This is a genomic window from Pseudomonas sp. YQ_6, from assembly GCF_043103245.1.
Lineage (GTDB): Bacteria > Pseudomonadota > Gammaproteobacteria > Pseudomonadales > Pseudomonadaceae > Aquipseudomonas > Aquipseudomonas alloputida.
The window spans coordinates 78,049-99,015 of record NZ_JBICJR010000027.1; the positions used below are offsets into that span (position 1 = coordinate 78,049).

General features: G+C 62.3%; 21 protein-coding genes. 14 read left to right on the forward strand and 7 right to left on the reverse strand.

All coding sequences use genetic code 11. From position 1 onward, the window contains the following. The first annotated feature begins 16 nt into the window (after positions 1–16). Positions 17–1,330: a branched-chain amino acid transport system II carrier protein gene (brnQ, locus tag ACF8FG_RS08455; protein ID WP_010954948.1), complete on the forward strand. Its 1,314-nt coding sequence runs from the start codon at positions 17–19 to the stop codon at positions 1,328–1,330. A 235-nt stretch (positions 1,331–1,565) separates the two neighbouring features. Next, positions 1,566–2,315: a DUF599 domain-containing protein gene (locus ACF8FG_RS08460; RefSeq protein WP_010954947.1), complete on the forward strand. Its 750-nt coding sequence runs from the start codon at positions 1,566–1,568 to the stop codon at positions 2,313–2,315. 67 nt (positions 2,316–2,382) lie between these two features. Here the strand turns inward: ACF8FG_RS08460 and ACF8FG_RS08465 are convergent, their stop codons facing one another. Further along, positions 2,383–2,655, reverse strand: coding sequence for a hypothetical protein (locus tag ACF8FG_RS08465; RefSeq protein WP_019437947.1), 273 nt, complete (start codon positions 2,653–2,655; stop codon positions 2,383–2,385). A 154-nt stretch (positions 2,656–2,809) separates the two neighbouring features. Here ACF8FG_RS08465 and ACF8FG_RS08470 point away from each other — a divergent pair, with 154 nt between their 5' ends. From ACF8FG_RS08470 to ACF8FG_RS08485, 4 genes are all read left to right on the forward strand, one after another. After that, on the forward strand, positions 2,810–3,286 hold the full coding sequence (locus ACF8FG_RS08470) for a PaaI family thioesterase (protein ID WP_014590271.1): 477 nt from the start codon (positions 2,810–2,812) through the stop codon (positions 3,284–3,286). Then, entirely contained in the window at positions 3,283–3,765 is a 483-nt protein-coding gene (locus ACF8FG_RS08475) for a PaaI family thioesterase (protein ID WP_014590272.1), read from the forward strand. The genes ACF8FG_RS08470 and ACF8FG_RS08475 overlap by 4 nt, the downstream gene beginning before the upstream one ends. A gap of 69 nt (positions 3,766–3,834) precedes the next feature. After that, positions 3,835–5,739, forward strand: coding sequence for a molecular chaperone HtpG (gene htpG / locus ACF8FG_RS08480; protein WP_014590273.1), 1,905 nt, complete (start codon positions 3,835–3,837; stop codon positions 5,737–5,739). Positions 5,740–5,802: 63 nt separating this feature from the next. Continuing rightward, positions 5,803–6,528: a dienelactone hydrolase family protein gene (locus tag ACF8FG_RS08485; RefSeq protein WP_014590274.1), complete on the forward strand. Its 726-nt coding sequence runs from the start codon at positions 5,803–5,805 to the stop codon at positions 6,526–6,528. A 138-nt stretch (positions 6,529–6,666) separates the two neighbouring features. Here ACF8FG_RS08485 and ACF8FG_RS08490 read toward each other — a convergent pair whose 3' ends face one another. After that, positions 6,667–7,530 (reverse strand): pirin family protein, encoded by an 864-nt coding sequence (locus ACF8FG_RS08490; RefSeq protein WP_014590275.1) that lies wholly within the window; start codon positions 7,528–7,530, stop codon positions 6,667–6,669. A 117-nt stretch (positions 7,531–7,647) separates the two neighbouring features. Here ACF8FG_RS08490 and ACF8FG_RS08495 point away from each other — a divergent pair, with 117 nt between their 5' ends. Further along, the gene (locus ACF8FG_RS08495) at positions 7,648–8,655 is read left to right on the forward strand and encodes an amidohydrolase family protein (protein ID WP_014590276.1); all 1,008 of its coding nucleotides are present in this window, start codon (positions 7,648–7,650) and stop codon (positions 8,653–8,655) included. A 157-nt stretch (positions 8,656–8,812) separates the two neighbouring features. On the opposite strand, the gene fabB is transcribed toward ACF8FG_RS08495, so the two are convergent. The 5 genes from fabB to ACF8FG_RS08520 all read right to left on the reverse strand — a co-directional run bounded on the left by fabB (position 8,813) and on the right by ACF8FG_RS08520 (position 15,700). Then, positions 8,813–10,033, reverse strand: a complete 1,221-nt coding sequence (fabB, locus tag ACF8FG_RS08500) for a beta-ketoacyl-ACP synthase I (protein ID WP_003251511.1) — start codon at positions 10,031–10,033, stop codon at positions 8,813–8,815. Between the two features lie 11 nt (positions 10,034–10,044). Next, positions 10,045–10,560 (reverse strand): 3-hydroxyacyl-[acyl-carrier-protein] dehydratase FabA, encoded by a 516-nt coding sequence (gene fabA, locus ACF8FG_RS08505; RefSeq protein ID WP_003251509.1) that lies wholly within the window; start codon positions 10,558–10,560, stop codon positions 10,045–10,047. 207 nt (positions 10,561–10,767) lie between these two features. Beyond that, entirely contained in the window at positions 10,768–12,699 is a 1,932-nt protein-coding gene (locus tag ACF8FG_RS08510) for an ATP-binding protein (RefSeq protein ID WP_014590277.1), read from the reverse strand. After that, positions 12,696–13,586 carry an ABC transporter substrate-binding protein gene (locus ACF8FG_RS08515; protein WP_019437944.1) on the reverse strand — a complete coding sequence of 297 codons (891 nt, stop codon included), beginning with the start codon at positions 13,584–13,586 and terminating at the stop codon, positions 12,696–12,698. The genes ACF8FG_RS08510 and ACF8FG_RS08515 overlap by 4 nt, the downstream gene beginning before the upstream one ends. Next, complete coding sequence (locus ACF8FG_RS08520; RefSeq protein ID WP_014590279.1) at positions 13,586–15,700, reverse strand: TonB-dependent siderophore receptor; 2,115 nt, start codon at positions 15,698–15,700, stop codon at positions 13,586–13,588. Before ACF8FG_RS08520 ends, ACF8FG_RS08515 begins: the two co-directional genes overlap by 1 nt. A gap of 227 nt (positions 15,701–15,927) precedes the next feature. Between ACF8FG_RS08520 and ACF8FG_RS08525 the strand changes: the two genes are divergently transcribed. The 7 genes from ACF8FG_RS08525 to ACF8FG_RS08555 all read left to right on the forward strand — a co-directional run bounded on the left by ACF8FG_RS08525 (position 15,928) and on the right by ACF8FG_RS08555 (position 20,965). Continuing rightward, on the forward strand, positions 15,928–16,953 hold the full coding sequence (locus tag ACF8FG_RS08525) for an NAD(P)H-dependent glycerol-3-phosphate dehydrogenase (protein ID WP_014590280.1): 1,026 nt from the start codon (positions 15,928–15,930) through the stop codon (positions 16,951–16,953). Positions 16,954–16,989: 36 nt separating this feature from the next. Beyond that, positions 16,990–17,337 (forward strand): DUF4389 domain-containing protein, encoded by a 348-nt coding sequence (locus tag ACF8FG_RS08530; protein WP_003251499.1) that lies wholly within the window; start codon positions 16,990–16,992, stop codon positions 17,335–17,337. After that, complete coding sequence (sixA, locus tag ACF8FG_RS08535; RefSeq protein WP_019437943.1) at positions 17,334–17,792, forward strand: phosphohistidine phosphatase SixA; 459 nt, start codon at positions 17,334–17,336, stop codon at positions 17,790–17,792. Before ACF8FG_RS08530 ends, sixA begins: the two co-directional genes overlap by 4 nt. Before the next feature lie 162 nt (positions 17,793–17,954). Beyond that, complete coding sequence (locus ACF8FG_RS08540; RefSeq protein ID WP_010954933.1) at positions 17,955–18,329, forward strand: hypothetical protein; 375 nt, start codon at positions 17,955–17,957, stop codon at positions 18,327–18,329. A 92-nt stretch (positions 18,330–18,421) separates the two neighbouring features. Further along, a complete protein-coding gene (locus tag ACF8FG_RS08545) occupies positions 18,422–19,210 on the forward strand; it encodes an alpha/beta fold hydrolase (protein ID WP_026031896.1) in 789 nt (262 codons plus the stop codon). Continuing rightward, complete coding sequence (locus ACF8FG_RS08550) at positions 19,207–20,061, forward strand: alpha/beta hydrolase (RefSeq protein WP_014590283.1); 855 nt, start codon at positions 19,207–19,209, stop codon at positions 20,059–20,061. Before ACF8FG_RS08545 ends, ACF8FG_RS08550 begins: the two co-directional genes overlap by 4 nt. A gap of 109 nt (positions 20,062–20,170) precedes the next feature. After that, a complete protein-coding gene (locus tag ACF8FG_RS08555; RefSeq protein WP_014590284.1) occupies positions 20,171–20,965 on the forward strand; it encodes a DUF4892 domain-containing protein in 795 nt (264 codons plus the stop codon). Positions 20,966–20,967: the final 2 nt, after the last annotated feature.

The following is a 20,967-nucleotide window of genomic DNA, read 5'->3' on the forward strand; positions in this document are numbered from 1 at the left end:
TGTGGTACTACCTTAAATGAAAGTTCTCAAAGGCCAGGATATCCTGGCGCTTGGCTTTATGACGTTTGCGCTTTTCGTGGGTGCAGGCAATATCATCTTCCCGCCTATCGTCGGCCTGCAGTCTGGCCCGCACGTATGGATGGCGGCCTTGGGCTTCCTGGTCACTGCCGTGGGCCTGCCGGTCATCACGGTGGTCGCTCTGGCCAAGGTCGGTGGCGGCATGGATGCACTGAGCAGCCCGATCGGCAAGTTCTTCGGCGGCCTGCTGGCAGCCGTGTGCTACCTGTCGGTCGGCCCATTGTTCGCCACCCCGCGTACGGCGACCGTGTCGTTCGAAGTGGGCGTTGCACCACTGACCGGTGAAAGCCCGCTGGCGCTGTTCATCTACAGCCTGGTGTACTTCATCGTCGTGCTGGCCGTGTCCATGTACCCTGGCAAGTTGCTCGACACCGTGGGCCGCTTCCTGGCACCGTTGAAGATCATTGCCCTGGCAGTACTGGGCATCGCTGCCTTCGCGCTGCCCGCCGGTAGCATTGGTGACGCACAGCCTGCCTATGCCGCCGCTGCGTTCTCCAAGGGCTTCTCCGATGGCTACCTGACCATGGATACCCTGGGTGCCCTGGTGTTCGGTATCGTCATTGTCAATGCCATTCGCTCGCGCGGTGTCGAGTCGCCGAGGCTGATTACCCGCTACGCCATCATCGCCGGCCTGATCGCCGGTGTCGGGCTGGCCCTGGTCTACATCAGCCTGTTCCGCCTGGGTGCCACCAGCCACGACATCGCGGCTGACGCCACCAACGGTGCGGCGGTGCTGCATGCCTACGTACAGCATACCTTCGGCTCCCTGGGCAGCGGCTTCCTCGCCGTGCTGATCGCGCTGGCCTGCCTGGTGACCGCGGTTGGCCTGACCTGTGCCTGCGCCGAGTACTTCAGCCAGATCCTGCCGCTGTCCTACCGCGCGCTGGTGGTGATCCTTGCCGGCTTCTCGCTGCTGATTTCCAACCTTGGCCTGACCAAGCTGATCATGTTCTCGATCCCGGTGCTCACCGCCATCTATCCGCCGTGCATCGTGGTGGTTGGCCTGAGCTTCGTGAAAGACCTGTGGAACTCGCCAACGCGCATCCTGGCGCCCGTGATGCTGGTCTCGCTGCTGTTCGGCATGGTCGATGCGATCAAGGGCAGCAGCCTTGCCCACGTGTTGCCAGACTTCATGGCGCACCTGCCATTGAGTGATGCCGGCATGGCCTGGCTGGTACCTTCGGTGGTGACCCTGGTGGGTGCCGTGGCCTGCGACCGCATGCTCGGCAAGCCGCGCGAGGCGCTGGCCTGACTGGACAAGTTGAAGCCTGAGGGCGGCACCGGCCACAAGCCGAAGGGTGCCCGCCAAGGGTGAAAACAAGAGAGCCCCGTATCCGAAAGGATGCGGGGCTTTTTGCTGTTTGCCGGTTTCGGCCTCTTCGCAGCAGGTAAGGTATTTTTCAGTGTGCAGGTGTGCCTTTTGCCGCTTGCCAGCGTCGAAATCCGGTCCCTATCCTTTAGGCACATGGCCCTTTCGGTAACCCTGCATGAACTTCATCCAAAGCAACCTCAACAACCTGCTGGCCATCGCCTGGTTCGCCCTGTGCTGGGGTGGCTATACCCGCTATGCGATCTGGAAGGGGCGCGACACCGCGTGCCTGGCCAGCGTGCTGCACTTGTACCGCGAAGACTGGATGCGCCGCATGCTGCTGCGCGACAACCGCATCGCCGATGCCAGCGTGATCGGTAACCTGGAGCGCAACGCTTCGTTCTTTGCCTCCAGCACCCTGATCATTCTGGCTGGCATCCTCACCGTGCTCGGTGCCTCCGACCGGGCACTGTCGTTGCTGGCCGACCTGCCGCTGGTTCAGCAAACATCCCAGGGCATGTCGGAGATCAAGCTGCTGTGCCTGGCCATGGTATTTGTCTACGCCTTCTTCACGTTCAGCTGGTGCATGCGCCAATACAACTTTGCCGCCGTGCTGGTGGGCTCGGCACCTATGATCGGCGAACGGCTGGTCAATGAGCTGGAGCGCAAGGCGTTCGCCTCCCGCGCGGCGCGGGTATTGTCGTTGGCGGCTAACCAGTTCAACCTGGGGCTGCGTTCGTATTACTTCGGCATGGCCATGTTGAGCTGGTTTATCAGCCCATGGTTGTTCATGGCGATGAGTGTGGGCGTAGTGCTGATTCTGTACCGTCGAGAGTTCCATTCGGATGTACTCGATGTGATGGTGTTCACGCCGACCGAAAGTGTACTGTCGGAGCCGGCCAAGGAAAGCTCGGTTGTCTCCAACTGAAACGATTAATCGAAAGTTCGCAGGCACAAAAAAACCCGACATCGTCGGGTTTTTTTGTTTTAGCCAATTACTGCTTGGCAGGTTCTGCCGGTGTAGTTGGAGCCGGAGTAGCCGGAGCGGCTTCTTCGGCAGCCTTCTGCTCGGCTTCGGCCTGATCTTTGGCAGCTTCGGCGTTTTCCTCGGCGGCTTCGTTCATCTTATCCTGAGCTTCACCCATTTTTTCCTGGGCTTGCTCGGCGTGTTGCTGTGCGTCCTGGGCTTTGTCTTCGCTCGCTTTATCGCAAGCAGCCAGGCCCATGGCAGCGGCCAGCATCAGAGCAAAAGCAAAAGGTTTACGCATGGGGGTGTTTCTCCTTGGTGGAATAAGTGACTTGTTCCTTCGAGTACAACTACGCGGAATAAGTTCAACGAAGATTACAGATATATAACGTCCCGTTCTACATGGACTTTTTAACGAATTTATGCCGCTGCCCTGCGGCCGATGGGAACAGCCGATGAGCGATTCAACCTTGATGGCAATGGCCGAGCGCTTTCTCACGGCGTTAAAACATTGTCAGTTGTTGCAGATGCGCGTGGCGCAGGCTGATGGCAATGGCATGACCCTGGTCCTGCCGTGGTCGCCGGCGATTGTCGGCAACCCGCAAACCGGTGCCGTGCACGGCGGTGCGCTGACCACGCTGATGGACACCACCTGTGGCATGGCCACGTTGTGTGTGCTGCCGCGCTTCGAAGTGTGCCCGACGTTGGACCTGCGCATCGACTACATGCACCCGGCTGAGGCCGGCAAGGACATCTATGGCCACGCCCAGTGCTACCGTGTTACCCGCGACGTGATCTTCACCCGTGGCACCGCCTATCAGGACGACCCCGACCAGCCCATCTGCCAGGTGGTGGGCACGTTCATGCGCCTGGGCCAGGACATCAAGGGCGGCATCCGTTTCGGCGACAGTCTGAAGGAGGGCAAGGCATGATTCCGCACGCGGTGCGCCAGCAGCTCAACGCCGCCCATGCGGTGGGCGACTATCGACCATTGCTGGCACTGATTCCCTATGCCGGGCTGATCGGCATCGAATGCGAGCGTCAGGGCGATGACCTGTTGTTCCGCCTGCCGGCCAGCCCGGACAATATCGGCAACCCACTGCTACCGGCCATCCATGGCGGCGTGATTGCCGGCTTCATGGAGCTGTCGGCCGCGCTGTACCTGCTGATCTACAGCGAGAGCGCAAGCATTCCGAAGATCATCGACTTTTCCATCGACTACCTGCGCGCCGGGCACTTTCGCGATACCTACGCCCAGTGCCAGCTGTGGCGCCAGGGCCGGCGTGTGACCAACGTGGCCATCACCGCCTGGCAGGGCGACAGGCAGTCGCCGATTGCCACGGCCCGTGCGCATTTCAAGATCGAACCGGAAAAGCCCTTGAAATCATCCGGGCAGCCCCCATCTGCATGACATCCGCCGTTAACGCTGGCCGAACCGGCCGCCAGGCGCCAACGCCATCAGATCGGAGTTTCGAAGACCATGACTGTGGAAACACAAAAGGAAACGCTGGGCTTCCAGACCGAGGTGAAGCAACTGCTGCACCTCATGATTCACTCGCTGTACTCGAACAAGGAAATCTTCCTGCGGGAGCTGATTTCCAATGCTTCCGACGCCGCCGACAAGCTGCGTTTCGAAGCCCTGGCCAAGCCAGAGCTGTTCGAGGGCGATGCTGACCTGAAGATTCGCCTGAGCTTCGACAAGGACGCCGGTACCGTCACCCTCGAGGACAACGGCATCGGCATGAGCCGCGAAGACGTCATTGCCCACCTGGGCACCATCGCCAAGTCCGGCACTGCCGACTTCATGAAGAACCTCACCGGTGACCAGAAGAAGGACTCGCACCTGATCGGTCAGTTCGGCGTGGGCTTCTACTCCGCGTTCATCGTTGCCGACAAGGTCGACGTGTACAGCCGCCGTGCGGGCCAGCCAGCGGCCGAAGGTGTGCACTGGTCGTCGAAAGGCGAGGGCGAGTTCGAAGTCGCCACCATCGACAAACCGCAGCGCGGTACCCGTATCGTCCTGCACCTGAAGAAGGACGAGCAGGAGTTTGCCGATGGCTGGCGCCTGCGCAACGTGGTCAAGAAGTACTCCGACCACATCGCCCTGCCGATTCAGCTGCCGAAAGAGCAGGCTGCCGCCGAAGGTGAAGAGCAGCCGGCTGAAGAGTGGGAAACCGTCAACCGCGCCAGCGCCCTGTGGACCCGTTCGCGCACCGAGGTGAAGGACGAGGAGTACCAGGAGTTCTACAAGCACATCGGCCATGACTTCGAAAACCCGCTGGCCTGGAGCCACAACAAGGTCGAAGGCAAGCTCGAATACAACTCGCTGCTGTACGTGCCGGCCCGTGCGCCGTTCGACCTGTACCAGCGCGAAGCGCCGCGCGGTCTGAAGCTGTACGTGCAGCGTGTATTCATCATGGACCAGGCCGAGTCGTTCCTGCCGCTGTACCTGCGCTTCATCAAGGGTGTGGTCGATTCCAACGACCTGTCGCTGAACGTGTCGCGTGAAATCCTGCAGAAAGACCCGATCATCGATTCGATGAAGACCGCGCTGACCAAGCGCGTGCTGGACATGCTGGAGAAGCTGGCGAAGAACGAACCCGAGAAATACAAGGGCTTCTGGAAAAACTTCGGTCAGGTGCTGAAAGAGGGCCCGGCCGAAGACTTCGCCAACAAGGAGAAAATCGCCGGTCTGCTGCGCTTTGCGTCCACCCAGGACGACAGCGGCGAGCAGAGCGTCGCCCTGGCCGACTACCTGGCCCGCGCCAAGGAAGGTCAGGACAAGATCTATTACCTCACCGGCGAGTCATACGCGCAGGTCAAGAACAGCCCGCACCTGGAAGTCTTCCGCAAGAAAGGCATCGAAGTGCTGCTGCTCACTGATCGCATCGACGAGTGGCTGATGAGCTACCTCAACGAATTCGACGGCAAGGCCTTTGTCGATATTGCCCGTGGTGACCTGGACCTGGGCAAGCTGGATTCGGAAGAAGACAAGAAAGCCCAGGAAGAAGTCGCCAAGGACAAGGAAGGTCTGGTCGAGCGACTGAAAGGTGCGCTGGGTGACAGCGTGGCTGAAGTACGCGTATCGCACCGCCTGACCGACTCGCCGGCGATCCTGGCCATCGGCGAGCAGGACCTGGGCCTGCAGATGCGCCAGATCCTGGAGGCCAGCGGGCAGAAAGTGCCGGAGTCCAAGCCGATCTTCGAGTTCAACCCGAGCCACCCGCTGATCGAGAAGCTGGATCACGAGCAGAGCGAAGACCGTTTCGCCGAGCTGTCGCACATCCTGTTCGATCAGGCGGCCCTGGCGGCTGGTGACAGCCTGAAGGACCCTGCGGCGTACGTTCGTCGCCTGAACAAGCTACTGGTCGAGCTGTCTGCTTGAGTTGATGCACAGCAAAGCCCGCTTCGGCGGGCTTTTTTATGACGAGTGCCAAAGGAGTGCTTGATGAGCAAAGTAATCGTCGAATCGCTGGTTTATCACCTGTCTGGCAAGACCTACGAAAGCCGTTTGGTCTATGAGCCGGGTGCGCTGGGCCGCCCAGGGCTGGTGATGGCGCCGAACTGGATGGGCATTGGCGAAGGTGCCGAGCGCATTGCCAAGGAAGTGGCCGAGAAGGGCTATGTGGTGCTGATCGCCGACCTGTACGGGCAATCGGTGCGCCCGTCCAATGCCGATGAGGCAGGCGTGGCGATGATGCCGCTGAAGAATGATCGTGGCGAACTGCGCAAGCGCATGCAGGAAGCCTTGGCGCAATTGCTGGGGCAGTCGAAGGCGTTGCTGGAGCCTGGCAAGGTGGCCACCTTCGGCTTCTGCTTCGGTGGCTGCTGTGCCTTGGAACTGGCCCGTAGCGGCGCCGACCTGCGTGCGGCAGTGTCGTTCCACGGCACCCTGGACACGCCGAATCCTGAAGATGCCAAGCGCATCAAGGGCTCGGTGCTGGTGTTGCATGGTGCCTCCGACCCATTGGTGCCTAAAGAGCAGCTGCCGGCATTCGAAGATGAGATGAACGCAGCCAAGGTGGACTGGCAGTTGCTCAGTTTTGGCGGCGCGGTGCACTCGTTTACCGACCCGAATGCCAATATGCCGGGCAAGATGCAGTATGACCGACGCACTTCCGAGCGAGCGTTCCGTTCGATGCATAATCTGCTGAGTGAAGTGTTCCAGCGCTGAGATTGCAGGGGGCTGCTTTGCAGCCCTTCGCGGGTGAACCCGCTCCTACGCGACGGCCTGTGTCCAATCACCAATGTGTCCACCCTTGATTGGGCGTAGGAGCGGGTTTACCCGCGAAGGGCCGCAAAGCGGCCCTGATCACCGAGGCAACTCGATCCTAGAATGTTCCCCCGGCACCACCGGCCAATCCCCCGCAGCCCACCTGGCCCGGGCCCGCTCGATCAGTTCCGGGTCGCTGGCCACGAAATTCCAGTTCATCCGACGCGGCCCATCCAGCGGTGCACCGCCAATCAGTACCAATTGGCATTCACCCTCCGCATACAGCGTCACCTCTTCTCCCTCCGGCAGCACCACCAGGCTGCACGGTTCTACATCTTCATCGTTCATCGTCAACTCACCATCGAGCAGGTACAGCGCCCGCTGCACATGCTCATTCGGTACCAGCAAGGTGGTCGCCGGTTGCATCCGGACATGCGCATAAAGGGTAGGGGACAGCACCGGCACCGGGGACGCCAGGCAGAACCCGCTGCCAGCAATCATGCAGATACGTACACCCAGGCTGTCACTGACGGGCAAGCTCGCGGCGGGGTGATGGCTGTAGCTTGCCGGGCCTTGCTCAAACTCGCGTGGCGATGCCAGCCATACCTGTAGCCCATGCAGGCGCGACCCATGGGCCAGGCCATCTTCCGGGGTGCGCTCGACATGGGCGACGCCGCTGCCCGCAGTCATCCAGCTGACATCACCGGGCAGCACCCGCTGCGCCGAGCCAAGGCTGTCCTTGTGCAGGATTGCGCCTTCGAACAGGTAGGTCAGGGTCGACAAGCCGATATGCGGATGCTGGCGGATATCCATGCCATGCCCCGGGGCATAGTCTGTTTCGAGCATGTGGTCGAAGAACACGAACGGGCCGACGCTGCGGCACTGGGCTGACGGCAGCGGGCGCAGGATCGGCTGGCCCTCGACCGTCTCGGCTCGGGGGTGGATGACCAGTGGGCTGCTCATGGGGAAGGCTCCAGGCACGGTGGAAGTGCCTCAAGCATAGCGGTTTGCCCGCCGTCGCTGAACCGTCTTGGCGGCCGCCTGGTCTACTGGGGTCGTACTTGCATGAGGAAGATGACCATGACCGCCAGAGCGCTGGCTTGTGTGCTGTTGTTCGGCTGGCTGTGCCAGGCGGCCCAGGCGCGCGAGTACCGCTACAGTGATGCCCACCTGCACTATGTGGACTTCTTCCAGGAAAGTGAAGGCATGCCGGCGCTGATCAAGGCCATGGATGCCGCAGGGGTTGAGCAGTCGATGATTTCAGGCATACCGGTGGCCAAGAAATGGCACGAAGACGAGCCCAAGCGCCCGCGCTACTACGCCGGTGATGACGCCGACGCCTATTGGTACAGCGCCACCGATACTTACGTGGCGGCGGCGCTGCAGCAATTGCCAAGTGAGCAGCGCAAGCGCTTCCACCCGTTCCTGAGTGGTTTTAACCCGGTGGACAAGAATGCGGTCAGCCATATCGAGCGCATGCTCGATTTGTACCCGGGCCTTTGGCAGGGCATCGGCGAGGTGTTCACCCGACATGATGACCTGACAGCGCTGACCAGTGGCGACACGCCACGTGCCAATAATGAGGCCATGACGCGTATCTACCACCTGGCGGCCGAGCGCGACCTGCCCGTGCTGCTGCATTCCAACATCACCTCCAAGCGCGAGCGCAACCCGCTGTACCTGGCGGAGATCGAAGAGCCGCTGCGCAATCACCCGCATACGCGATTCATCTGGGCGCATGCGGGCAGCAGCATGGAGATACATCGCCACCAGACGCAGATGGACTTTCTACTGCCGGTACTGAGGCGATTGCTGGAGGACTACCCGAACCTGTATGTCGATCTGTCGTGGAGTGTGCTGCAGCCGTATTTGCTGGATGAGCAGAGTGTGCCGCGCAAGGAATGGCTGGCGCTGGTCGAGAAGTACCCGGAGCGGTTCATGCTGGGTTCGGATGTGGTGGGGCGGTTTGGCAGCCTGGGGGAGCAGATGCACGGGTTCAAGCCGTTTCTGGATGCCTTGCCGGAGTCGGTGGCGCACAAGGTGGCCCTGGAGAACTTTCTGGCGGTGTTGCCCAGGGTACAGCAGTGACCTGTGCTGGCCTCTTCGCGGGTAAACCCGCTCCTACAAGGTGGGCACAGCGCTGAAGGCTTGTGTGGTGGGTTTGCCCGCGAAGAGGCCAGCACAGGCAACACAAACAAAAACGCCCCGAACCAGTCGGGGCGTTTTCATTTACAGCGGCAGCGTCTTACTTGCCTTCCCAGCGCTTGAGCACCAGAGTGGCGTTGGTGCCGCCGAAGCCGAAGCTGTTGCTCATGACCGTGTCGATCTTGGCGTTTTCTTCGGTTTTACGCAGGATTGGCAAGTCGGCGACTTCCGGATCCAGCTCGTCGATGTTGGCAGAGCCGGCGATGAAGTTGTTTTCCATCATCAGCAGGCAGTAGATCGCCTCGTGCACACCGGCAGCGCCCAGCGAGTGACCCGACAGGCTCTTGGTAGAGCTGATCTTCGGAGCCTTGTCGCCGAACACGGCACGCACGCCCTTGATCTCGGCCACGTCACCTACCGGGGTCGAGGTACCGTGGGTGTTCAGGTAGTCGATCGGGGTGTCGACAGTGGACAGCGCCTGCTGCATGCAGCGGATGGCGCCTTCGCCGCTCGGTGCAACCATGTCGTAGCCGTCGGAAGTCGCACCGTAGCCAACGATTTCGGCGTAGATCTTGGCGCCGCGGGCCAGGGCGTGTTCCAGCTCCTCAACCACGACCATACCGCCACCGCCAGCGATGACGAAACCATCACGGTCAGCGTCGTAGGCGCGCGAGGCCAGTTCAGGGGTTTCGTTGCGCTTGGTCGACAGGGCGCCCATGGCATCGAACAGGAACGACTGGCTCCAGTGCTCTTCTTCACCACCACCGGCGAAGACGATGTCCTGCTTGCCCCACTGGATCTGCTCCAGTGCGGTACCGATGCAGTGAGCCGAGGTGGCGCAGGCCGACGAGATCGAGTAGTTGATACCCTTGATCTTGAACGGGGTGGCCAGGCATGCCGAAACGGTGCTGCCCATGGTGCGGGTAACGCGGTATGGACCGACGCGCTTGACGCCTTTTTCACGCAGGGTGTCCAGCGCTTCCATCTGGTTCAGGGTCGAGGCGCCGCCGGAACCCGCCACCAGGCCGGTACGCGGGTTGGAAACCTGCTCTTCGGTCAGGCCAGCGTCCTTGATCGCGTCCTGCATGGCCAGGTAGGCGTAGGCAGCCGCATGGCCGACGAAACGGTAAACCTTGCGGTCGATCAGTTCTTCGAGGTTGAGGTCGATGGACCCGGAAACCTGGCTACGCAGCCCCATTTCCTTGTATTCCGGGTTGAAGCGGATACCCGGACGGCTGTTGCGCAGGTTTTCGGTGACGGTAGCTTTGTCATTGCCCAGGCACGATACGATGCCCAGACCAGTGATAACGACGCGGCGCATGCGAATAACCCTTAGAAATTGTCAGTGGAGGTGAACACGCCGACCCGCAGGCCTTCGGCAGTGTAGATCTCGCGGCCGTCGACGCTGACCGAGCCATCGGCGATGGCCATGTTCAGCTTGCCCTTCAGGACGCGCTTGATGTGAATGTTGTACGTGACTTTCTTGGCTTCAGGCAGTACCTGGCCAAAGAATTTCACCTCGCCCGAACCCAGGGCGCGGCCACGGCCCGGCAGGCCCTGCCAGCCGAGGAAGAAGCCAACCAGCTGCCACATGGCGTCGAGGCCCAGGCAGCCCGGCATTACCGGATCGCCTTCGAAATGGCAGGCGAAGAACCACAGGTCCGGGTTGATATCCAGCTCGGCGACCAACTCACCTTTGCCGTACTTGCCGCCTTCTTCGCTGATATGGGTGATGCGATCGACCATCAGCATGTTCGGCGCGGGCAGTTGCGCATTACCTGGGCCGAACAGCTCACCGCGACTGCAGCGCAGCAGGTCTTCCCGAGTAAAGGCGTGTTGTTTGGTCATGCGAGCTCCTCAATAACCCCCTGCGGCAGGGGATGAATCTTCCCGGCCGGCCCGAAAACCAAGCGCTTCGAGACGGCAGCCTACAGGTAGACTATTGCGTTGTGGTGAAAGTCACAGCGCACCTGGTGAAAGAAGTACAGGTGTGCACTGAAACGTCTATTTTCAGGTCCGATGAAGGTCCTGTCCAGTGTTTAAGACTGCCGCACTTTAGCATTTATCGCCAGTCGCGGTTGTCTGACCGGGTAACCAGCGCTGCAGCACCTGCTGCAATTCGGTGCGGCGCAAGGGTTTGCTCAGGTAATCGTCCATACCGGCGGCCATGCAACGTTCACGGTCGCCCTGCAAGGCATTGGCGGTCAGGGCGATGATCGGTAGCCCAGCGCCGTTGGGCAATTGGCGGATGCGTCGGGTGGCTTCATAGCCGTCCAGGTGTGGCAGGCGGCAATCCATCAGTACGGCAGCAAAGCGCTGCCGGCCGACCAGTTCGACGGCTTCAAGGCCATCTTCTGCCGTGCATACTGCCAGCCCCAGGCTGCGCAGCATGGCTTCTACGACACTCCGGTTGACCGGATTGTCCTCCACCAGCAGTACCTGATCATTGTCCGGCACCGTCGTTCGTGCAGTCGTTGGCGGCGTCAACGGGACGGGGGCAGGGTTGGCGAGGGCCAACGGCATCTCCAGGGTGAAGGTCGAACCCAGGCCCTCACGGCTTTCACCGCGTAGCTTGCCGCCCATGCGCTCGGCCAGGGTACGAGCGATCGACAGCCCCAGCCCGGTGCCGCCATAACGACGGGAAATCGAGCTGTCGGCCTGCTGGAAGGCGACGAACATCATTTCCAGGCGGTCGCTGTCGATGCCGATGCCGGTGTCGCGCACGCTGCAGGTCAACCAGATCAACTGCCGGTCGAGCACCTGCCAGCGTGCGTCGACTTGCACCTGGCCGCGTTCGGTGAACTTCAGGGCGTTGCCTACCAGGTTCAGCAGGATCTGGCGGATGCGCGTGGGATCGCCGTTCACCTGCAGCTGCTCGATGCCGGCCGGCAGTTGCAGGTGCAGGCCCAGGCCGCGTTGCTGGGCGCTGTGCTGGAACGACTGCACACTGTTGGTGATCAGCTCGCCGAGGTTGAAGTCGATGTGCTCCAGTTGCAGCGCGGCGCGTTCGATGCGCGAAAAATCGAGGATGTCGTTGATGACCTTGAGCAAATGCCCGGTGGACTCGCTGGCCACTGCCGTGTAATCGGCCTGTTCACTGCTCAGCGGTGTGGTTTCCAGCAGTTGCAGCATGCCTAGCACGCCATTCATCGGGGTGCGCAACTCATGGCTCATCATCGCCAGGAAATCCGATTTGGCACGGTTGGCCTGTTCGGCCTCCTCGCGGGCCTGGATCAGTTCGGCGATGGCCTGCTTCTGTTCATCGCTGGCCTGTTCCAGGGCGCTGGCCAGGTTATTGATGTGGCGGGCCAAGTGGCCCAGCTCGCTGTCGTCGACGACCGGCAAGGGGGTGTCGTACTCGCCTTGCTGAATAGCCTTGACCGCATGGCCCATGTCGCTGATCGGCTTGGCCAGGCTCATGGCCAGGCGGCGTGCCAGCAAGAAGGTGAACAGCAGGGCGAACAACGCCAGGATCCCGGCCTTGATCACGATTTCCTGCTGACGCTGACTGAAGGCGTCATCGGACATGCCGACGATCACGCGGCCCAGGTAGTCGTCACCGATGGCCGGGGTGGTGGCTTTGCCCTGCTGCAGGAAGTCGTTGTCCAGGCGGATTTGCTGCAGGCGAATGGGCGCCTGGAAAACCTCGACCTGTTGCGCGCGGTTGGCACTTTCATCGGACTGCTCAACGTACACGAGGATGTGGTTGCGGCTGTCCTGCACTTCCAGAAAGCGCACATGCGGGATGCTGAGGGTTGCACGCATCAGCCCTTCAAGCACTTCGTTGTTGCCCGAAATCACCCCATATTCCGACGCCGGTGCCAACTGGTTGGCGATCAGTTGCCCGGTGTGGTTGAGTTCCTGGCGCAGGTCCTGGATGCGTACGAAGGTAAAGAAGCTGATCAAGAGCAAGGTCAGTAGCAGGGCGGGGCCGAGACTGATGATCTGCGTGCGGGTATGAATGTCCCAGCTCAAGCGTTTGCTCATGGGGTGGGTTCTCCCTCGGCCAGGGCCTTGACGGCGGCGTTCTGATCGATTGGTTCAAGACCCAGGGCACGGGCCACCTGCTGGTTGCCACTGACGCCGTAACGCACCGGGTACAGGCTGCGCGGCCAGCGCGTCGGCGGCTGGTCGAGCAACTGGTCGAGCACCCACAGCCAGTCGTCCTGGTCGCTGTAGGTACTGGCCAGGGCGCCGGCGCGAACGAAGCCGGCGTTCGGGCCGATCAGTGCCATCTGCCGGCCATAACTGCTCAACAGCAGGTTCTTTGCAGTCTTGGAGTTGTACAAGTCAGGGTCGTCCAGGCCCAGTAGCACATCGCTATTGCCCAGCAGGTGCTGCAGCGGCCGGTTGTCACGCGGGTCGGACCAGTCCTGGGCAACGATCTCCAGGCCTAGCGGCCGTGCAGCATGGCGCAGTTCGTCCAGCAGAAAGCTGCTGTGCTCGCCATACAGCACGCCAACGCGCCTGGCCTGCGGCAACAGGTAGCGTGCCAGGCGCAATTGCCGTCCCAACGGTGCGTCGCTCCACAACAGTGTGAGGAACGCGGGGCGGGACTTTCCCAGGCGCTGTTCAGCCTGTACTCGGCTGACCCGCATGACCAGTGCCGGCGGGCCGGCGGTTTCCACCAGGCGCCATTCAAGTGCTGCGTTGTCGAGCAGGATCAGGCGTTGGTCGGCTTTGAGCTTGCCCGGGCGTGGCAGGTTGGCGGTGGTTTGAAACTGCACATGATCGTGGGGCCGGCGGCTTTCCAGTGCGGCGATGAAGCTGCGGACACCGGGCTGGTCCTCAGCCCCCACCAGCAGGACTTCGCTGGCGGACAAAGGCCCCAAAGGCCACAGGCAGAGCAGCAACAGGCGCAGCAGCAGGGCCATCAGAACTCCAGCTCCGCGCTCACGCTCAGGCGGTGACGGCTGTCGTAGCGGTTCTGCAGGGCCGAGGTCGGTTCATCGTCCAGGCGCTGCTGCCACAGCGCCGCCAGCTCCAGGTTGCTGCCATACACCCGAAAGCGCTTGGCCAGGCGCAGGTCAAGACGCTCGTAGCGGTACTGGTTGAGGGCATCGTCGCCGTAGTAGAACAGCGCGCTCGACCAGCCGGAACCCCATTCGCGCATCCACCCGGCCGAGCCGCTGTTACGGGCGCTGAGGCGACGGTCGTCGGGGTTGCTGGCCCACGCATCGACGTAGGCATAGGTCAGGCGCAGGCGGTCGCGCAGGGTGGGGCGCCAGTCCATTTGCGCCTCGCTGCCGCTGAAACGGGCCTTGTTGGCGTTGCTGGCGATGTACTGGTTGTTCCTCAGAGGCTCGCTGATCATGCCGGTGATCTCGTCGTAGAACAGCTTCACATCCAGGCTTAGGTCGAGGTCGCTGAAATAGCCGTTGTAGCCTAGCTCGCGCGAGCGCATGCGCTCCTGTTCAAGGTCGCCAGGGCCACGGGTCTTGACGAAATACTCACCGTTTTGCAGCCCGAATGAATTGGGGGTGAGGTTCTTGACCGTGTAACTCCAGTTGACGTTGTTCTCGAACATGTCGGGCGAGCGCACCGCTTCGGAGTACACCGCACGCAGGCCGTGGCGCGGGGTGATCAGGTAGTTGACCGCGACGCGCGGGGTCAGCGAACTGCCAGACAGGCGCGAGTCTTCGAACATGGCCCCACCTTGCAGTATCCAGTGCTCGTCGGCGCGCCATTCCAGCTGGCCGAACAGGCGCCAGGTCTGGTCGTCGATGCTGCCGTTGAAGTAGGTCTGCGAGTCGGCGCGATCATAGCGGTAGTTCATGCCACTGAGCAGACGCAGGCTGTCGGTCAGGCTCAGGGTGTCCTGGATTTCCAGGTCATAGCGGGTTTCACGGGTGCTCTGATCGACATCGCCGCAGACCTGCTCCCGTCCTCCCTGCTCCCATTGCTGCTGCACTTTCTGCAGAAGCCCTTCAAGGGCAGGGTCGTCAGTGGAAAGGGGGGCGCCAGTCGCAATGCCGCGCGCCACTTTCTCGGCGAAGTCGGGGTTCATCTGCCAGAGCTGGGTCAGTTCGGGGCTGAACGACTGCAAGGCATCACAGGCGCGCCACACTTGCTGGCGATCAAAATGCTGGGCGGAACCCTGGATATAAAGGCTGTGTTCAGCGCTGAAGTCTTTGGTCCAGCGCAACGAGCCCGCATAGTCCTTGGCGTTGACGTCGGCATTGTTCCCGGACTCGTACTGCTGGAACACCGGCTGGTAGGTGTAGGGCCGCTGATTGCTGCCTTCCTTGGCCGCCAGTTGCCACTCCAGGGTCTGGTCGACCGCCAGGTTGTGGTTGGCGCTGAGGTTGAAGCGAGTCAGGCGGCGGCTGTCGCGGTAGTCCTGGCCGAACTGGTTCTCATCGAAGCCGTCGTCCTGTTGGCCCGACAGCGACAGGCGCAGGTCGCCACCGTCCCAACCCAAGCCGTGGCTGGCATAGAAGTCGTTGATGCCGTCCTGGCCGCGTGTCACTTTCAGCCGCGTACCGTGGCTGTCGGCGGGTTTGCGGGTGAGGATGTTGACCACCGCCATCAGCGCGTTGGCGCCATAGCTGACGGTATTCGGGCCGCGGAACACCTCGATGCGCTCGATATCCTCCATGGCCAAGGGGATGTCGCTCCAGTCCACCGTGGCCAGGCCTGCGCGGTATACCGAGCGGCCATCGATCAATACCTGCATGCGCCGTGCGTCGTTGACGTTGCTGCCGTGGTAGTTGACCGTGGGTTGATTACCGGCACCGTAGCCGATCATCATGCCCGGTACCAGGCGCAGCAGTTCGGGGATGTCACGGGCACCGCTGGCGCGAATCAGTTCGCTGTCGAGTACGGTCATGCTGCCCGGGACAGCGGCGGGGGATTGTTTCAGGCGTGTGGCGGTCAGAACCTGTGGCAGGTCGGTGTTGTCGATGAACAGGTCGTCGGCCACGGCCTGACCGCCGAGCAGGGCGGTCAATAACAGCAGGCGCGGGTACGGGGGCGTGCCAGGGAACACGGAGCGGCCTTTGTTTCAGGATTGAAACAGGCATGGTAACTGACCGTGGGGGTTTTGCCAGTGGTTGTCGGGCGTACATCTTGAAATGTGCTGCGTGGCGGCGCTCGATCTCGACGGCCCCGAAAATGCCATGGCGAGTACCGCAAACGCCCAGACACTGGTTCTGTAGCAGGCGAGCCGTATAATGGCGGGGTCGCCACTTAACTTTTGGCTTTAATGGATTGGATATGACTGAACAGCAACCTGTTGCGGTTCTGGGCGGCGGCAGCTTCGGCACCGCCGTGGCGAACCTGCTGGCGGAAAACGGTGTGCCGGTGCGCCAATGGATGCGCGACCCGGCGCAGGCCGAGGCCATGCGTGTGAATCGCGAGAATCCGCGCTACCTCAAGGGTATCCGCCTGCACGATGGGGTTGATCCGGTCAACGACTTGCTGGCCACCCTGCAGGCCAGCGAGCTGATCTTCGTTGCCCTGCCATCGAGTGCCTTGCGCAGCGTGCTGGCACCGCATGCCGAGCTGCTGCGCGGCAAGGGCCTGGTCAGCCTGACCAAGGGCATCGAAGCGCAAAGCTTCAAGTTGATGAGCCAGATCCTCGAAGAAATCGCCCCCGAGGCGCGCATCGGCGTTTTGTCGGGGCCCAACCTGGCGCGCGAAATCGCCGAACATGCGCTAACTGCCACAGTGGTGGCCAGTGAGCACGAAGACCTGTGCCAGCAGGTACAGGCCGTGCTGCACGGGCGCACCTTCCGCGTCTACGCCAGTGCCGACCGTTTCGGTGTCGAACTGGGCGGTGCACTGAAGAACGTCTACGCGATCATCGCCGGCATGGCTGTGGCCTTGGGGATGGGCGAGAACACCAAGAGCATGCTGATTACCCGGGCCTTGGCCGAGATGACCCGTTTCGCCGTCAGCCAGGGCGCCAACCCCATGACGTTCCTCGGCCTGGCCGGTGTCGGTGACCTGATCGTCACCTGCTCCTCGCCCAAAAGCCGCAACTATCAGGTTGGCTACGCACTGGGGCAGGGCCAAAGCCTGGAAGAGGCGGTCAGCCGCCTGGGCGAAGTGGCCGAGGGGGTCAACACGCTCAAGGTGCTCAAGACCAAGGCCCAGCAAGTGCAGGTGTACATGCCGCTGGTGGCTGGTCTGCATGCCATCCTGTTCGAAGGGCGCACGCTGAACCAGGTGATCGAGCACCTGATGCGCGCCGAGCCCAAGACCGACGTCGATTTCATTTCCATCAGCGGTTTCAACTGAGCCCTTGGCGGCTCTGACACGAGCAAGGAGCAACACATGAACGATACGCCCGAACGCGCCCAGCGCGAGTCGATCATCCTGCGGGTGCTGTGGATGCTGGTGTTCCTGGTGGTCTGGCAACTGGCCGAGTTGCTGCTGGGTGGCCTGGTGCTGGTACAGCTGATCTACCGACTGGTGTATGGCGCGCCCAGCGCCAGCCTGATGAACTTCGGCGACAGCCTGAGCCAGTACCTGGCACAGATCGGCCGCTTCGGCAGTTTCCACAGCGACCAGAAGCCATGGCCGTTCGCAGACTGGCCGGCCCCGCGTGCGCCGGAAGGTGAAGCAGCGCACGCCGTGGCACCGGCCGCGCATCCGGTGCGTGACGAGGAACCCAAGCTGTGAAGCTGTGGGTGCTGCGCCACGGTGAAGCTGAGCCGCGGGCCAAGACGGATGCCGAGCGCCGGCTGACTGCCCATGGTCGCGAGCAGGTGCTGCACAGTGCGGCTTACCTGATCGGGCAGCCATTGCAGGCGATTGTCGCCAGCCCTTACGTACGCGCCCAGCAGACCGCCGCGCTGGTGCATGACACTTTGGGCTTCGCCGAACCCGTGCGCACCGTGCCCTGGCTGACGCCCGAGGGTGATGTGCAGCAGGTCATCGGCGAAATCGAGCGACTGGGGCTTGAGCATGTGCTGCTGGTCAGCCACCAGCCGCTGGTAGGTACCTTGGTCGGTGCGCTGGAGCACGGCCACAGGCAACAGCCGGCAGCCATGAGCACTGCCAGCCTGGCGGAGCTGGAAGGTGAGTGGCCGCTGGCCGGGTTGATGACGCTGCAGGCCATCCACTCACCCGCTTGAACTTCCCATGGCTTGTGCAGGCCACTGTTTCGCTCGCGTCTGCATGCTGGCATGGGTAAAGATCGATAAGGCAACTGGCATTTTTGTCAGTTGTCGCGCTTCACCACCGCTTGCTAGCGTTGCCACATGGCAAACATCAGGGAACGGCGAATGAGGGGTGAAATGCTGGAGCTGTTGCGCTCCCTGGACCTGCAACCCACCCTGGAACAGGTTGACCAAGGTACTTCGCTGGATTTCGCCCAATACAGCCTGCTGCGTGAATCGGCCGATGCCAAGCTTTACCACCTGATGCGCAAGGTGAACGACAACCCTGGGCTGGACCCTGCTGCGAGGCAACAATGCGAGCAGGACCTGCGTACGCTGCAGGATGCCTGCCTGCGGGTCTCGCACCTGCTGCAAACCAGTTGTCTGGCCTTGCGCCGCCTGCAACTGGACTACCAGGACCAGCGTCTGGCCCGCGAGGCGCTGGAGAGCCAAGTGGCCTACATGCAGGCCTGCCTGCGTCGGTCGCTGAGCAGTTTCGACCGCTCGGCATGACCTGATCCCCCTCGCCGATGACCTTTATGGACATTGCCGAACTGCCCCGCGATGCCGACAATGGGCCATCATTCCGGTCCGGACCAGGCGCCATGTCGCAGCAGATCTTCTTCGCCCATGCCAACGGTTTCCCATCGGCCACCTACGGCAAGCTGTTTGCAGCGCTGGCGCCGGACTATCAGGTGCAGCACCTGGCCCAGCATGCACATGACCCGCGTTTTCCCGTGGATGAAAACTGGCAAAGCCTGGTCGATGAATTGTTGCATCACCTGGCGCAGCAGGACCAGCCGGTCTGGGGCGTCGGCCATTCGCTGGGTGGCGTGTTGCACCTGCACGCGGCATTGCGCTGCCCCGAGTACTATCGGGGGCTGGTGATGCTCGACTCTCCGGTGCTCACCCGCGCTGATCAATGGCTGCTGCGCACAGCCAAGCGCTTTGGTTTCATCGACCGCATCACACCGGCCGGGCGCACCTTGGGGCGTCGCGAAACGTTCAATGACCGCGACAGCGCCCGGGACTATTTCGCTGGCAAATCACTGTTCCGCCATTTCGATCCCGATTGCCTCGACGCATATGTAGAACATGGTCTGCAGGTGGTGGGGCAAGGGCTGCAGTTGCGCTTCGACCCTGCTACTGAAATCAGCATCTACCGCAGCATCCCGCACACCAGCCCCGCCCCCGCGCACCAGTTGCAGGTGCCGCTGGCCATGGTGCGCGGCAACCGCAGCAACGTCATTCGTCGCCACCACACCTTGGCTGTGCGCGGCATGCCCAAAGGTGAATACCACAGCGTACCGGGTGGGCACATGTTCCCGCTGGAGCGCCCGGCCGACACTGCCAGCCTGATCAAGGGCCTGTTCGACCGCTGGAGCCAGGCATGAGCGCGCACGTAGAGGAAATTCGCCTGAGCCTGGGCCATATCGAGCTGGCTGCACACCTGTTCGGCCCCGAAGACGGGCTGCCGGTGATTGCCCTGCATGGCTGGCTGGACAACGCCAACAGCTTTGCCCGCCTGGCACCGCAACTGAAAGGTCTACGCCTCGTCGCCCTGGACCTGGCCGGCCATGGTTATTCGGAGCACCGCCCGCTCGGCGCCGGGTATGCCCTGGCCGACTATGCCCATGACGTGCTGCGCGTGGCCGAGCAATTGGGTTGGCCGCGTTTTGCCCTGCTGGGGCATTCGCTGGGCGCGATCATTTCGGTGCAACTGGCCGGTGCATTGCCCGATCGGGTCAGTCACCTGGCGCTTATCGACGGCGTCATCCCGCCGACCGGCGCCGAGCAGGACGCAGGCGAGCGTTTGGGGATGGCGCTGCAAGCCCAGTTGCGGCTGGATGGCAAACGCAAGTCGGTGTATGCGACATTGGAAGCAGGGGTGCAAGCCCGGATGAAAGGCATGGTCGCGGTCAGCCGTGAAGCGGCCGAGCTGCTGGCCCAGCGTGGCCTGATGCCGGTGCCCGGTGGCTATAGCTGGCGCAGCGACAGCCGGCTGACCCTGCCCTCGCCGGTGCGCCTGAGCGAGGTCCAGGCCATGGCCTATGTGCGGCGGGTGAGTTGCCCGGCGCTGTTGGTGGTGGCCGCCGACGGCATGCTGGCGCGCCACACAGAGTTGCTGGAGCAGCTACCCTTTGAACAGGTGACGCTGCCCGGCGGCCATCACCTGCACCTGAACGATGCGCAGGGCGCGGCCCTTGTTGCAGACTGTATCAATCGCTTCTTTGGCTTTGCTTGACTTGCACCGGACAAGTGTCGAGGCTTGGCGGGTTGAACAGGGAGACAACCATGCAACTGCCAGACATCCTGGAGCTTCAATTCGGCGCTGAGCGCCGCCTGGTTCGCCAATGAGCGTGCCCGTTTCCATTCGCACTGGCTTGGCTGCCTGCCTGGTGCTCGCCACCCCGGTGGCGTGGGCCGGCAGCCTGCCGGTCCCGCAGGACGCCAAGGTGGTCGATCAACGCCCGGCGACGGAACAGGAGCGGGTCTACCCGATGGGCCCGCTACGCAAGATCAGTGGCCGCCTGCGGGTCGATGACAAAGTCGAGAGCCGCGGTCAGGTCAGCTCGGTGACCTATGAATTGCCCGTCGAGCGGACTGCACGCGAGGCCTTCACCAGTGCCCGCGAAGCACTTGTACGCGAGGGTGGCTACCCGTTGTTCTGGTGTCAGGGGCGTGATTGCGGTGAGGCCAGCCTGTGGGCCAATGATGTGTTCGCCAATGCCCGCCTCAACGGAGGCGACGAGCAGCAGGCGTTCATCCTGCTGCGCCGCTCGGCAGACGAGGCGGATACCCTGGTCGCGCTGTACAGCGTTACCCGTGGCAACCGCCGTGCCTATCTGCACGTGGAAGAGTTCATCTCTGGCAGCCCGCTGGGCGTGCTGCTGCCAACCGCCGCTACGGTGCTGCGCGAAATGCGTGACACCGGCAAGCTCGACTACCCTGACCTTGCTGCGCCGCAAGACGCCTGGGTGAATCTGCTGGCCCGCAGCCTGAACCTTGACAGCACCTTGCGTGTCAGCCTCAGTGGCGCCCAGGCTGAGGCCTGGCGCGAAGCGCTGGTCAAGGCCGGGGTGCGCAATCGCCGTCTTGAAGTCGGCAGTGCGCCTACAAACGGCCTGCACCTTGAACTGATCCCTTGAAC